This window comes from Streptomyces sp. NPDC013317 (assembly GCF_055563155.1).
Genome location: NZ_JBVHDX010000003.1, coordinates 70075 through 83421, shown reverse-complemented (window position 1 = coordinate 83421; position 13347 = coordinate 70075). Strand labels below are relative to the sequence as shown.

Below are 13347 nucleotides of genomic sequence, written 5' to 3'. Positions count from 1 at the left end.
GAGGGTCGGGCCGGCGGGGGGATGGTGGCGCGCCGGGCCATTCCCCCCGATCCCTTCCTGCGGGATTGAGTACACGTACTCATGCCGCAGGAGACGTCTCGTTCGTACGGTCGAACCCATGAGGAAGATCGCCGTGCTCCCGGCCCTGCTGCTCGCCGCCCTGACGACCACGGGCTGCTCCGTGCTGGAGCGGGAGTACCCCTCCGCCGATCCGACAACGCTCTCCCAGCGCCTGACCGACCGCGCGCAGTGGGCGTACGACGGCATGGCCCTGCCGCCCCACGAGGCGGTCAGGCCCGCCCAGGTGGTACCCGGCCACAGCTGCTACGCGGGCGGGCTCAGCATCGACAAGACTCTGCCGGACGTCGTCACCTACGACCTCAGCTGGACGGTCGCAGACATCACAGCCGACGTCGCCCGTGCCGCGGAGGCTCGCCTGCGCCAGGAGTTCACCTCGGCGGGCTGGACCCTCACCCACGACGGAAACCGCCGCGGCAAGGACTTCGTCGAGTTCGGATTCCGCGTCCAGGACCCGGCGAACGGTGACCAGTTCGACCTGGCGTGGAACGACTCGACCACCTCCCTCTTCCTGTCGGGCTACACCTCCTGCGCGAAGGTCCCCCAGTCGGCGGCCGACACCCCGTCGCCGAGGACCTGGACACCGCGAACCGTCTGACGCGCCGCAGCCGTCGCCCGCGCCGGGCGAGCCGTAGAGACCACACCCACGGGCCGGCGCATGGGGGGCGCGTGCCAAGGGCATCACGGTTGGGTGAAAACAACGGGGTACGGGCGGGGTTGGTATCGCGGGCGGATGCCCGTCTGGTTACGCGGACTGGTCGTCCTCGCGGCCGGATGGGGAGTTTTTCTCTGCGGGCAGCAGGTCGCCGAGGGGTACGGGCAGACCATGACGTACCGCGACGCGCCGGTCTGCGAAGCCGGGAGCGCCAAGGGGAACGGAGGCGACGGAGAGACGTGCGTGCGGCGCGAGACGGGCACGGTGCGCGACCGCAGGACGGGCGAGCGCTGCACCTCCAACGGCACGAGTGGGGGCACGAGCGGCGGCATCACGACGATCGGCGGAGGCGGCGGCATGGCCACCGCCGGCGGCAGCATGGGCGGGGCCGTCACCGGTGGGGTATCCACCGGGGGTGGCGGAGGCGGTACGACGTGCACGACGTACTACGACGTCGAGGTGGAGTGGCCCGACCGCTCCGCCTGGTTGGCGGTGGGGTCGGAGACGTACGACGACGTCAAGGCGGGGGACCGGGCCGAAGTCCGTTTGTGGCGTGGTGAGGTCGTGGGGCTCGAGGTGGGCGGCCGCACCCATTCCTACGCACCCTCCTCGGAGACCGGGGTCCTCTGGTGGCTCGCGCTGGGCACTCTCATCCTGGCGGCGGGCGCGTGGGCAATGGTGAGCGGACGGCTCTCGGGGCTCCTCGCCTTCCCCAACTTCGGCTGGCCCTTCCTGGCTCTGGGGCTCGGCTGGCTCGGTGCCATGGCGCTGTTCGGCGGACCTCTTCTGGTCTGGGGCTTCGCGATCCTGTGGACGGGGTTCGCGGTCTTCTGGATCGTGGGCGCGTGGCGGGACGGGTGACGGCTGCCCCGCGTCGATCCGCCGCCCCGAGGAGCTTGAGGAGCGCGTCGGTGAGCTGTCCCAGTCAGACGTCGATGCCCTGATCCCGGCGTTCGACGAGCTCGGCGGTGTACGTGACGAGGGAGGTCGCCGGGGCTCTGACTCAGAGCACCCGGCGGGCGCAGCGAGACCGAGCCGCGGGCTCGGGTGGCATCCAGCGCCGGTTCAGGAGTGGGAGTGGCAGAAGTCGCGCACGGCTCGGTTGAACTCCTCGGGCCGTTCCAGGTTGCTGACGTGCCCCGCGCCGGGGATCACGACCAGACCCGCATCCGGGATCGCGTGCTGAAGCTGCCGCGCGACGGCCAGTGGTGAGCGGACGTCCTGCTCTCCCCACAGCAGGAGAGTGGGCACCGAAACGGTGGGCAGGAGATCCCGCAGGTCCGCCTGTGCCATGAGAGAGAGCTGCGTCCGCATGGTCTCGGGGCGCGCGGCGGCGGCCATCGCGTCCAGCAGCGGCACGAACTCGGCAGGTGGCTCGCCGGCGAACAGTCCGGGGAGCGTCGGATCGAAATCCCCGTGCGGCGCGGACAGCATCCGGTGAGCGCCCTCGACCCGGGCACGCACCTCCTCCGCGGGCAGCGAGCCCTTCCAGCCGGCATAGGTGTCGATGAGGATCAGTGTCTTCACGAGGTACGCGTGGTGGCGGTAGAACTCCAGGGCGACAGTGCCGCCCCAGGAGAGGCCGGCGATATGTGCCGGACCGAGCCCCAGCGACTCCACGACCCCGGCCAGACAATGGGCGTAGTCCGCGAGGGTGAACGACCGGGGGATGTCGGAGGAACGGCCGGCTCCGGGCTCGTCCCACGCCACGACCGTGAACGCGTCCGCCAGCGCGTCGAGTTGCGGCCTCCAGACGCGGGCGTCCTCGGCCGCACCATGCAAGAACACGACGGGCGGCCCGTCGCCCACACGGTCGTACGCGATCCTCGACCCGTTGACCCGCACCGTCGCCATGACTTCAGGGTAGGCGCGCCCACCGACGCCTTCACCGTTGCCCGGCCGGGTTCGCGCGTCACCGCCCTCGACGACCTCCGTCCTCACTAGCCATACGGCGCGCGCACCGCGTGGCCGTCAGGCAGCGGCGTGGGTTCGGGAGGTTTTTCGCCCGGTTGGACGAGTGTGAGGTTTCCTCGGATGGCGCAGCGTGAAGTTCCGCGTACTAGTGGTGTTGAGGTACGCGCTTTCAGCGCGTCATGAGCCGGCCATGGCGGATGCCGTGGGTGGCTGTGAATGGAGTTCAGCATGGCCCCCGATTTCTTCGACAGCACTCCGGCGAGCGACCACACGGAGCGCCGCGCCGTCGGCTCAGAGCAAGAGTCCAGTTCTCTCCCCGACCGCGGGCCGGTTCGCAGCACGCGGTCGCCTGCTGTTCCGGACGCCACCGTGCCGGCACTGGAGGCTGCTGCCGTGCCGCCGGGCGGAACTGCTCCGGTGGCTGCGGTCATCGCCGGCGCGCAAGGGAGCTCTTCTCCTCCGGCGCCCTTCGCGGCGTCGTTCGCCGTCGGCCCGTCCGGCACCGTGGAAGCGGCGGCCGCGGAGTCTGCTGCCTCGAAGCCGGCGGCTGAGGAGCGGGCGGCTGAGGAGCGGGCGGCTGAGGAGCCGGCTGTCCCGGGGGCGGCGGCAACGGAGGCTCCGGACGGTGAGGAGGCACTCCACACGCTGCTGTGGACGGCGGCGACGGAGCGTCCGGTGTCCGAGGTCGCTGCGTTGGTGGCCCGGCTCAAGGACTCGGCCGCAGTGTCATGTCCCGCCGACGTGGCGCTCCGCGCCGCCGCGGTCTCCCGGCCCCTGGACGAGGTAAGACAACTGGTCGTGCTGCTCAACGAGGCGGGCTACGACCTGCACCAGGCCAAGACCACACTGCGCGCCGCGGCCGTGGGCCGGCCGATCGAGGACATCGTCGAACTCGTGAACATCATCGGAACCGACAGCAGCAGTTGGCGGACCCTGGGCGGCGCCGACGCCGAGTCAGCGCAGTCCGCGCCGGGGCAGAGCTCCGAACCCTCGTCGCGGCAATCCGCGGCCGCGGCGGAGCCTGTATCGGAAAGGATCCGCAGGGTCCTGAAGCCGGCGAACACACCCTCGGACCACCCGGCAACGGCAGCGCCGGCAACTCACGTTCCGTCCTCCGCGCTGCACTCAAGGCTGCGCTGGCCTGCGGCGATCGCGCTGTTCGCCTGCGGCCTGGTCCATCTGCCGACCGGCGTGCCGGGGCTGCAGTCCGCCGGCACCGCCGCGATGGTCTCCGCCCTGATCACCGCCTGCTGCCTCCTGGGCGGCGCATGGCTGGTGGTGCAGGACAGCGTGAGGGCCTGGTCCGCTGCGGCAGCGGTCGCGGCAGGGCTGATCGCACTGCACGTCCTGGCCGGCGCGCGCACCGTGGACCTGCTGAGCAGCAGCCTCGGTTCCCGGCTCATCTGGGCACAGGCTCTGACGGTCCTGACTGCTGCGGCTGTCATCGCCCTGGCGACGGTGGTACTGCTCCGCAACACAAGAGCGACCACAACGGCCGATCGCGCCTGACAGCCGGCTGACACGGCTCGCGTTCGCGCACATGAGAACCTGCGGAACCGGCTCGGTCTCCGGCCGTGTACTCCGAAGGCCTGCGAGCCCACCGTCGTCCACCGATGTGCCCGCCGGCCCCGGGTGGGGCCGGCGCGGCGGCCTCCACCCGGGTCCTGCCTATGAGAAGTGGACTCGGGCGATGACCGGCGCCACGACCGACCATCCGTTCCTCAGCGCCTTGGGGGAGTGGTCACTGTTCCGCGCCATCACGCTCAAGCTGCCCTGGCACCGCCGCAGGACGACCTGCTCGCGGCCACAACTCTGAGTATTGCTCGCCCGGGCCTGTGGAGCGCGCTTGCAGCGGCAGCCGACTGCGAAGCTCCGCCGCTGGTAACCGATTCTCGAACAGTCCGGGCACCGCGAGGCTTGACGCCGACCGTCTGGCGCGGTGCCATGAATGAAGATGGAGGGGGTGCGGGGTGAGCGACGAGGACGGCGCCGCCGAGGGCAGGGGTGACGATCATCCGCCGAGGCCGGGCCCTTCGGGATTCGAGGACAATTTCTGGCTGGTGGCGCTCGCGCTGATCGTGGTGGTCATCTTCCTGATCGGCCTCATAGGCGCGGACACCGGGCCTGCGAACCCGGACGGGTACACCGGCTGGCATTGAACGGGTATGCGGGAGGAACCTGGCCGCACCGTTGTACCTCCCGTCCCGGTCCGGCCCCGTTCACCTGGCAGAGGGCCAGGACGCACGTCAAGGACGGCAGCGCGCATGGCGGCGGGTCGGCCGACCCGCACGTCGCTTCGGCCGAGCTGCCACTGCCCGACTCCACCAGGCGGAAACGGGCTGTTGATCTCGCGCTCGGCGATCAGGTGCCAAGGGTGTTCGGCAAGTTGGTTCCTGACCTCCTGTGGAGGGGCTGGCCCTGCTGTTGCCGCCCGGTCCCGAACGGCGCCACCGCTACCCCGGGTAACGGCGTCTTCCCCACCTGGGGCCCCCGCTCTGACGCCGACAGCGGCAGCCACAATGAGCAGGCGACAGATTCGACGGCTTGGGGGAACAGGATGCTGACCGGGATCGTGATCGACGCGCTGGACGTCGCGCGCATGGACCGCTTCTGGCAACACGCCACACAAGGCCGGACCGGCGGGCTGCAGCTGCGGTTCGAGCCGGCCACGGAGCGGAAGTCGGCGCACAAGAACCGGCTTCACCTCGACTTGGCAGGCGGCCCGGGCTGGCAGGCCGAGGTGGCGCGCCTGCTCACCATCGGAGCGATGCGAGTCGACATCGGCCAAGGGGACGTCCCGTGGGACGTGCTGGCAGATCCGGAGGGAAACGAGTTCTGCGTCCTGCGCCCCGGTCACCCCGGCGTGCTCGCCGACTCCGGCCTCGTCGCCATCTGCCTCGACGTCACCGAAGAGGACCGCTACGCGCAGTCAGCCTTCTGGCAGTCCCAGGCCGACTGGCACGCGGTCGAGTCCCATGATTGGGGTGTCCGGCTGCGGCGGAGCCCCACCGACACGATCTCGCTGGTGATGGGGCCGCCTGCGGCGCCGAAGGCGGCACGGAACAGGCTGCGTCTGGAGGTCACGCATCCCAACCGGAAACCCGGCGAGTTCCTCGACACCGGCGGGAACGAGTTCCACGTCACGGGGGGCCCGTTGGCCCCGCCTTCCAGGGCCTGTTTCACCGCTCGTTCAGAATGAGTTGAGCGGCGGGTCTTGCTCTTTGCGATCTTGGTCGACGGGGTTCCCGCGTGCGCACTGATCTTGTTCTGGATGATTTGTGGAGCAGGTGGCAGCTCCGCTGTTGCCGCCTGCTCCCGCACGGTGGCGCCGCTACCCCGGGCGGCTGCGTGCTCCCGACAGGACAGCGGACAGCCCTCGCCGGCGTCCTGCGTGTACTGCGGTGATCGTCGACCGCCACGGGGGCCCCGCTCGCCGTCGCGCTCACCGGAGGAAACCGACACGACGTCACCCAGCTTGCCACTGCTGGACGCCTTCCCGTCGGTTCGGGGTCTGCGGGGACGCCCCCGCCGCGAGCTACGGCGTCTGTATGGAGACCGGGGCTACGACTTCGACAAATAGCGCCGCCCGCTGTGAAAGCGCGGCATCAAGCCGCTGATCGCCCGACGCGGCGTCGCACACGGTTCCGGACTGGGCAGGGTGCGCTGGGCCGCCCTGCTCATCCAGCCCGCTGAGTTCCGATTCAACCTCCCGCCTGTTTGCCAGAACGCAATCAGGTGTCGTACTCGCCGTTCCATGGAGCCGAGAAGCCCAAGCGATCTGGATAGAGCTCGGCCCAGTCGTCCTCGCCGTCCTCGTCCTCGGCGTGGCACTCGGTGATGAGGCCGAAGACCACACCGTCAACGGTGAGCTGGAACGGCTGGATCGCGATGTCGCAGAACTCACGCTCGGGAAGGTCGTCTACCAGGGCGGCCAGCCGGGCTTCTGCGCGGGCAACCACGGAACGCTCGCCATGCGGACGCTTCGTCTGCTCTGCCCGAGTACCGGCGCACCAGATGACGGAATCCTGGTGGTGCCCGCCGTGGTCGAACGTGTGCAGCACGACGAAGAGCCGCTGTTGCTCCTCCCAGCCGTCGCCCATCGCGAACCCATCCGGGAGTGTATAGGTGACCGAAGCCAGAAACTGGCCTTCGCTGAACCGGCCGATGGTGGCAGTTCGATGGTCCGGCTCATGTGCGATGGGGATGATCTCGGGGACAGCCATGCCCGCACCGTAGACCCCCGGTGAGCCCAGCCTCCGACTGGGGCCGGGAACCGAAACCGGCTGAGCTTGCCACTAACCTTGAGGTGTCGACGCGGTGGGTTCGGTTCCGGCGGCAGGGGTGGCTTTGCCGGTCCATGCCCAGGGCTCCTGAGGAGGATCCCAGCTCACCTCGATGTCGGTGTGCAGTCGCGCGCGAGTTCCGTCACCATCCGCGCTGCCGCGGCCCGCGCGTCTTGCGGTGGGTATTGATCGGTACGTCTAGACGTCCGCAGAGCATGCCGCCGTCCACGGCGAGGACGCTGTGGCGCCAGCCCTCTGGCGTCGCCAACAGCACGATCCCGTTCGGCATACCCGTGGCCGCGGGGAGCGCCCACACTCGGCGGGCAGGCTGCGCTACTCCGCCGCCGGTGTGCAGTGAGCGTGATGATGACAGCACGGGCCCGATCGGGCCCAGACCGAGAGGTGCCACGCGCCGGGCGGAAAGCGTGCCGCAACGATGCAGGATCTGCCATGCCCGGACCGCGCATGCGGAGAGAGTCGCCCGACGCGTGTGTCGCGCGCGAGGTCCGAGTGGCGCGGTCAGGATGATGCGTGACAGTGGAGAGACTCTGATGCGGGACGGCGGTCCCACCGCCGGGCACGGTCGACGAGAGGGGCAGATCGCGTGAGCAAGTCCAGAGCCCTGGCGCATGTCGTCCGCCGATCGCCGGGCCGAGCCGCGCCTCTGCCTCTGGGGCAGGCCAGGCGCTCACCGCGTGCTGAGTCGCCTTCGGCACCCGCCGGGCCCTCCGGGAGGGCCGCCCGTCCATGGCAGTGCTGACGCTTCGGGCATCAGGGCCGGCTTCCGCTCAGGAGGTCTGGTCCTGCTATGTCCTCCCCGCGCGCTGGTCGGCGTGGTCGCCGCAGATCAGAGCGGTGAGAGTCGCGGGTGAGCGGATCGTGCCAGGCATGCGGGGAGACGTCGTGGCGAGATTCGGCGCCATCGCGCATTTCGTCGTGGAATCCGTCGACGAGCCACAGATGCGGTGGCTGTGGCGAGTCCGCATAGGCCCGGTACGTCTGCGGCTGCACCACGCGGTCGCTCCGCTCCCGACAGGCTCTGCCACCTTCCTGCGCATCGAAGGTCCCGTTCTCGCCCTCGCGGCCTACGCCGGTCTGGCGCAGTGGGCCTTGAGACGGCTCGTCGGCAGGCAGGTCCAGTGTTGAGGAGTGAGATCGGCACGGCCTGCCCGTGGCACGGCAGAGCCGGCCATCAGAGCGCACGCGACACCCCATCCATACGGTGCTCGTCGCGGTTGCGGCAGGCACGGGCCCAATGCCGCGCAGCGCAGCCGCGCACGCCGGCCTCTCGTGCCGACCCAACGGCTGCCACCGTCCGGGATTTCCGTCCAGCGCGAGTGGTGCATCCGCCGTTGGCCCACGTGGCGAAGGAATGGATGACGTAGTGGGCATCTCGAATCGGCCTCCGGGCAACCGGCGAACACGAGTGAGGTATTCCCATGCACGTGCATCTTCTGGGAGAGCAGGTCATTGCGTCTGGCGTCTGGCAGTCAGGGCTGGCCCAAGTCCTGGGTGGGCTGGTCGTTGTTGCGGTACTGATCGGTGCCTTCATGCTGGGGATCCGGATCAAGAACAGGGAGCTCCCGCCGCCGGACCCCGAAACGCAGCCGCACCGGCCAGCGTCGGACCACCTTCCCGGCGAGATGAGCGAATACCGAAAAGCCTCGGAGGTTCCGCCGAACGACGGTGAGCATCGACTGATGCCGTACAACCTCAGTAGCTCGGGCGAGACCGACCCAGAACCGCCGAGCGAGGAGAGGCGCAAGTGGCACGGCATCTCCAGCGGCGGCTTCGGGAGTGGCGGGCCTGGCCACGGTGACTGAGCAGCTGCATCGGAGGACGTCGCGTCGCACCACCGATGGGCAAGCAGGGACCGCTCACGACATCACTGAATGCCGCACCGACTCCAGCGGTGGGCGCGGCACTCGCTCGAGCTGCACCACGCGTATCGGTCCACACGGATACGCGTGTGGGGGTCACCGGCGACCGGATCGGTGCAGCGTGCGCCGGCGGCGGCGGCGCACGCAGGCGCCAGGCATGAGCTCAGGCTGTACGTCGGTTTTGCGCAGCCGCATCCGTGGGAGGTCTCTCGCCCGAAGAGCCCATCGACCGTACGTGACCTGCCGACCCGTACCCCTGGAGCCAAGTGTGGAGCTGAGCGGCGCACGTGTCCTGGTGGCCGGTGCCACCGGCGCCCTGGGCGGTGCCATCACCGCGGAGATCGTCGGCCGCGGTGCTCGGGCCGCCCTCGCCGGACGCGATCCGAGTCGGCTGGCAGCTGCCGCACACGCCTATCCAGGCGTCCCGACTGCCCGGTTCGACGCCTACGACCCCGGGTCGTGCGCCAAGGCCGTGGAGCAGGCGTCGGCCGCGCTCGGAGGACTGGACGCCGTGGTCGTCGCCTTCGGAGCGGTGGCATTCGGCACGGCCGGGGAGGTCGGCGACGAGGTCGCGGAGCACCTCATGGCCGTCAACCACCTCGCCCCCGCCGCGTTCTTCCGCGCCGCCCTCGACGTCCTGGAACCCGGGTCGGCGATCGCCGCGGTCACCGGCGTGGTGGCAGAGCGCCCGCAGAAGGGGATGGCCGACTACAGCGCCTCCAAGGCCGCACTGCGCGCCTGGCTCGACGCCGTGCGCCGCGAGGCGCGGACGGTCGGCGTCGGGGTGCTCGAGATCCGGCCGGGCCACCTGCACACCGGCTTCTCCGACCGTCCCGTGGCCGGTACCGCCCCGCCGCTGCCCCGGGGCGGCGACCCGCGTCAGGTGGCCGCCGCCGTCGCGGACGCGCTGGTGGCCGGCGCCGAACTCCTGCGCACGGACGCGGCCGGGATTCCCGTCATCGAGCGGCGGGCCCGGTGACACCTGCCTCCACCGACACCTGCGAGGTAGCCGTCCTCGGCGGTGGCGCGGCCGGACTCAGTCTGGCGTACCACCTGGCTCGGACGGGTGCCGGATCCGTGACTCTCGTCGAGCAGCCGGACGGCCCGCTCCGCCCGGCCGAACGTACGTGGTGCTACTGGAGCCAGCACGACACCGACCTCGACGAGGCCGTCAGCGCCTCCTGGTCACGGCTGCGCGTGCACGGACCCGACGGCCGGGACGTGACCGTCGACTCGACCCCGTTCACCTACCGCATGGTGCGTTCCACGCCGTTCGAGCGCATGGTCCACTCCTGCCTGGAGCGCTCGCCCGCCGGGCGCGTACTGCGAGCGACGGCAAGCGAGGTGCGCGACGTGCCCGGGGGTGCGGAGGTCCGGTGCACACTGCCCGGAGGCCGCCCCCTGACACTGCGCGCTCGCCGGGTCTTCGACTCGCGGCCGCTGCCGTCACTGCCGCCTGCCCGGACGCAGTTGCTACAGCATTTCCGTGGCTGGTTCGTCCGTACAGCCACCGAAGAGTTCGACCCCACGGCCGCCACCCTGATGGACTTCCGTGTGCCGCAGCCGAGTCACGGGCTCGCCTTCGGCTACGTCCTGCCGCTGGCCGCCGATCGGGCACTCGTCGAGTACACCGAATTCTCCCGCGTGCCCTTGACCACCGCGTCGTACGAGGCCGCGCTCGGCCTCTACACCCGCGAGATCCTGGGCCTGGGGGCGTTCACCGTCGTTACGGCGGAACAGGGAGTCATCCCCATGACCGACGCCTGCTTTCCCGGCCGGATCGGGCGAGCCGTGTACCGGATCGGGACGGCGGGCGGTGCGACCCGCCCGTCGACCGGTTACACCTTCGCAGCCGTGCAGCGTCAGAGCCGGGCCATCGCCACGGCGCTGCGCGACGACCGCGACACGCTGCCCCCGCCGCACGGGAGACGAGCGCTCGCCATGGACGCGGTGCTGTTGCGGGCGCTGGACACAGGACGGATCGACGGCCCCGCCTTCTTCACCGATCTCTTCCGCCGTACGCCGACGCCCCGGCTGCTGCGCTTCCTGGACGGCGCGACCTCGGTCCGCGAGGAATGGGGCATCGGACTGCGCACACCGGTCGGTCCGATGCTCCGTACCGCGGTCGAAGTGCCCTTCCTCCGCCGTCGTGCCCACACCACCCCACCGACTGGAGACACCTCCTGATGACACTGCTGCGCGACGACGACCTCTCACGCGCCTTCGACCACGCGTCCCGTACGTACGACCGGCTGACGGCCCTCAACCCCGGATACCGCGCCGACCTGCTGCGCTCGGCGCGCCGGCTCCGCCTGCCCCGGGAGGGAGCGGGGCTGCACATCCTCGATCTCGGCTGCGGAACCGGTGCCTCCACCCGGGCCCTTCTCGACGCGGCACCCAAGGCGCGGGTCACCGCCGTGGACGCGTCGGCCGGAATGCTGCGCCGCGCGCTGGGCAAGCCCTGGTCCGCCCGCGTGCGCTTCCTCCACCTGTCCGCCGAGGACGTCGCCGCGGAAGCCGAGGGCCCCTTCGACGCGGTGTTCGCCGCGTACCTCTTCCGCAACGTCACCGACCCGGACGCGGTGCTCGAGACCGTGCGGACCCTGCTGCGGCCCGGGGGACGTCTCGCGGTCCACGAGTACAGCCTCAGCGGCTCGCCGGTGCACCGCGCTCTGTGGACGGCCGTCTGCCGGGGGATCGTCATCCCGGCGGGCACGCTCACCGGCGACCGTCCCCTGTACGACCATCTCTGGCGCAGCGTCCTCGCCTTCGACACCGCCCCCGCATTCGCCGAACGTCTGACAGGAGCCGGCTTCACAGGAGTGCGTGTCGCCCCCGTCGCCGGATGGCAGACGGGGATCGTGCACACCTTCCTCGCCCGGAACGGAGCGACGACGGCCGAGGAGCGCGACCGGTGACCGGCGCCGAGCCGGGAGCCGCGCGGCGGGGGCGTGACCGCAAGGCCGACATTCTCATGCCCGTACCCGGCAGAGCGAGGTTCCCGGAAGGCGACGAGCCGTCGGTCGCCGTGGTCGGCGGCGGAATCGCCGGCCTTGCCGCGGCGACGCTGCTCGCCGAACGCGGTGCGCGCGTGACGCTCTACGAGAAGAACGGCTCACTGGGCGGCCGGCTCTCCGGATACAGCACGAGACTGGCGGACGGCTCCCAGGCGACGATGACGCGCGGGTTCCACGCCTTCTTCCGCCAGTACTACAACCTGCGAGGACTGCTGCGCCGTACCGATCCCTCCCTGGCACGCCTCACCCCTCTGCCCGACTACCCCTTGCGGCACAGCGGCGGCCTGACCGACAGTTTCGCGCGCGTTCCCAGGACACCACCGTTCAGCGCACTCGGATTCGTCGCCCTGAGTCCGACCTTCGGCTGGCGGGACCTCGCCGCGATGGACGCCCGGGCGGCGCTGCCGCTCCTCGACGTCCGCGTTCCCGAGGTGTACGAGCGCTTCGACGAGATCACCGCCACGGACTTCCTGCGGACCGTGCGCTTCCCGGAAGCCGCGAACCACCTCGCGTTCGAGGTGTTCACGCGCAGCTTCTTCGCCGACCCTCGCGAACTGTCCGCCGCCGAACTTCTGCTCATGTTCCACATCTACTTCCTCGGATCGGCGGAGGGCCTCCTCTTCGACGTGCCGAGCGAGCCCTTCCCCCAGGCGCTCTGGGAACCGCTCGGCGACTACCTCCAGCGCCTCGGAGTGCACGTCCGGACCGGTGCCCCCGTCCATGACGTCCTCGCGCGACGCGACGACGACGGAGCGGACGTACGCACCGACACCGGAACCGACCACCACGACGCCGTGGTCCTCGCCCTCGACACGGAGGGACTGCGACACGTCGTCTCCGCATCACCGGGCCTGGGCACCTCCGCCTGGCGCGACGGCATCGCCGGACTGCGCACAGCGCCCCCCTTCCTCGTCTCCCGGCTCTGGCTGGACCGCCCGGTCCACGCGGACCGACCGCCCTTCCTCGGGACCAGCGGCTTCGCGGGACTGGACAACATCAGCGTCCTGGAACGGTACGAGGGCGAGGCCGCCCGCTGGGCCGCGCGGAACAGGGGCTCGGTGGTGGAGCTGCACGCCTACGCCGCGGACGACGCCGCGGAGCCGGAGAAGGCTCAGCGCATGCTCGTCGACCAGCTGCACCAGGTGTATCCGGAGACCCGCGACGCACGCGTCGTCGACGCCCGGCACGAATGGCGTTCGGACTGCCCGCTGTTCCTCGTCGGCACACACCGACTGCGTCCCACCGTGCGGACGCCCTACCCGTGGCTGACGCTGGCCGGGGACGCGATCCGCTGCGACCTTCCCGTCGCCCTCATGGAACGGGCCGCCACCACCGGCTTTTTGGCGGCGAACGCACTCCTCGCCGACTGGGGAGTGAAGGGCCAGACCCTGTGGACGGTTCCCCGGACGGGCCGTTCACCCGTGCTCAGAGCACTCGCGGCGATCGCGGGACGCCGGCCGACCGGCTGAGCGACGGCCCATCGACGCACGAAGGCCGCCGGCGGCGGACAGCCCGCCGGC

Annotated in this window: 13 protein-coding genes and 1 pseudogene; 12 read left to right on the top strand and 2 right to left on the bottom strand. The window is 70.8% G+C overall.

The window, feature by feature from the left end; genetic code table 11:
• Positions 1-118 precede the first annotated feature (118 nt).
• On the top strand, positions 119-676 hold the full coding sequence (locus tag ACZ3IJ_RS09205) for a hypothetical protein (protein WP_467467047.1): 558 nt from the start codon (positions 119-121) through the stop codon (positions 674-676).
• Between the two features lie 135 nt (positions 677-811).
• Positions 812-1594 (top strand): hypothetical protein, encoded by a 783-nt coding sequence (locus tag ACZ3IJ_RS09200; protein WP_467467046.1) that lies wholly within the window; start codon positions 812-814, stop codon positions 1592-1594.
• A 204-nt stretch (positions 1595-1798) separates the two neighbouring features.
• Here the strand turns inward: ACZ3IJ_RS09200 and ACZ3IJ_RS09195 are convergent, their stop codons facing one another.
• Entirely contained in the window at positions 1799-2587 is a 789-nt protein-coding gene (locus tag ACZ3IJ_RS09195) for an alpha/beta fold hydrolase (RefSeq protein ID WP_467467045.1), read from the bottom strand.
• A gap of 276 nt (positions 2588-2863) precedes the next feature.
• On the opposite strand from ACZ3IJ_RS09195, the gene ACZ3IJ_RS09190 reads away from it, so the two are divergent.
• The 4 genes and pseudogenes from ACZ3IJ_RS09190 to ACZ3IJ_RS09175 form a co-directional block, all read left to right on the top strand.
• Positions 2864-4156 (top strand): hypothetical protein, encoded by a 1293-nt coding sequence (locus tag ACZ3IJ_RS09190; protein WP_467467044.1) that lies wholly within the window; start codon positions 2864-2866, stop codon positions 4154-4156.
• 461 nt (positions 4157-4617) lie between these two features.
• Positions 4618-4806: a hypothetical protein gene (locus ACZ3IJ_RS09185; protein ID WP_467467043.1), complete on the top strand. Its 189-nt coding sequence runs from the start codon at positions 4618-4620 to the stop codon at positions 4804-4806.
• A gap of 413 nt (positions 4807-5219) precedes the next feature.
• Positions 5220-5846 carry a VOC family protein gene (locus ACZ3IJ_RS09180; protein ID WP_467467042.1) on the top strand — a complete coding sequence of 209 codons (627 nt, stop codon included), beginning with the start codon at positions 5220-5222 and terminating at the stop codon, positions 5844-5846.
• A 215-nt stretch (positions 5847-6061) separates the two neighbouring features.
• Positions 6062-6314 (top strand): annotated as a pseudogene (locus ACZ3IJ_RS09175) (transposase); the annotation flags it as partial.
• 64 nt (positions 6315-6378) lie between these two features.
• Here ACZ3IJ_RS09175 and ACZ3IJ_RS09170 read toward each other — a convergent pair.
• Positions 6379-6870 (bottom strand): hypothetical protein, encoded by a 492-nt coding sequence (locus tag ACZ3IJ_RS09170; protein ID WP_467467041.1) that lies wholly within the window; start codon positions 6868-6870, stop codon positions 6379-6381.
• 807 nt (positions 6871-7677) lie between these two features.
• Here ACZ3IJ_RS09170 and ACZ3IJ_RS09165 point away from each other — a divergent pair.
• The 6 genes from ACZ3IJ_RS09165 (at position 7678) to ACZ3IJ_RS09140 (ending at position 13296) form a co-directional block, all read left to right on the top strand.
• The gene (locus ACZ3IJ_RS09165) at positions 7678-8076 is read left to right on the top strand and encodes an SRPBCC family protein (protein WP_467467040.1); all 399 of its coding nucleotides are present in this window, start codon (positions 7678-7680) and stop codon (positions 8074-8076) included.
• 293 nt (positions 8077-8369) lie between these two features.
• On the top strand, positions 8370-8753 hold the full coding sequence (locus ACZ3IJ_RS09160) for a DUF6479 family protein (RefSeq protein ID WP_467467039.1): 384 nt from the start codon (positions 8370-8372) through the stop codon (positions 8751-8753).
• Positions 8754-9078: 325 nt separating this feature from the next.
• The gene (locus ACZ3IJ_RS09155; protein ID WP_467467038.1) at positions 9079-9789 is read left to right on the top strand and encodes an SDR family NAD(P)-dependent oxidoreductase; all 711 of its coding nucleotides are present in this window, start codon (positions 9079-9081) and stop codon (positions 9787-9789) included.
• The gene (locus ACZ3IJ_RS09150) at positions 9786-10997 is read left to right on the top strand and encodes an FAD-dependent oxidoreductase (RefSeq protein WP_467467037.1); all 1212 of its coding nucleotides are present in this window, start codon (positions 9786-9788) and stop codon (positions 10995-10997) included. The genes ACZ3IJ_RS09155 and ACZ3IJ_RS09150 overlap by 4 nt, the downstream gene beginning before the upstream one ends.
• Positions 10997-11728 (top strand): class I SAM-dependent methyltransferase, encoded by a 732-nt coding sequence (locus ACZ3IJ_RS09145; RefSeq protein ID WP_467467035.1) that lies wholly within the window; start codon positions 10997-10999, stop codon positions 11726-11728. Before ACZ3IJ_RS09150 ends, ACZ3IJ_RS09145 begins: the two co-directional genes overlap by 1 nt.
• Positions 11729-11784: 56 nt before the next feature.
• On the top strand, positions 11785-13296 hold the full coding sequence (locus ACZ3IJ_RS09140; protein WP_467467657.1) for an FAD-dependent oxidoreductase: 1512 nt from the start codon (positions 11785-11787) through the stop codon (positions 13294-13296).
• The last annotated feature ends 51 nt before the right edge of the window (positions 13297-13347 follow it).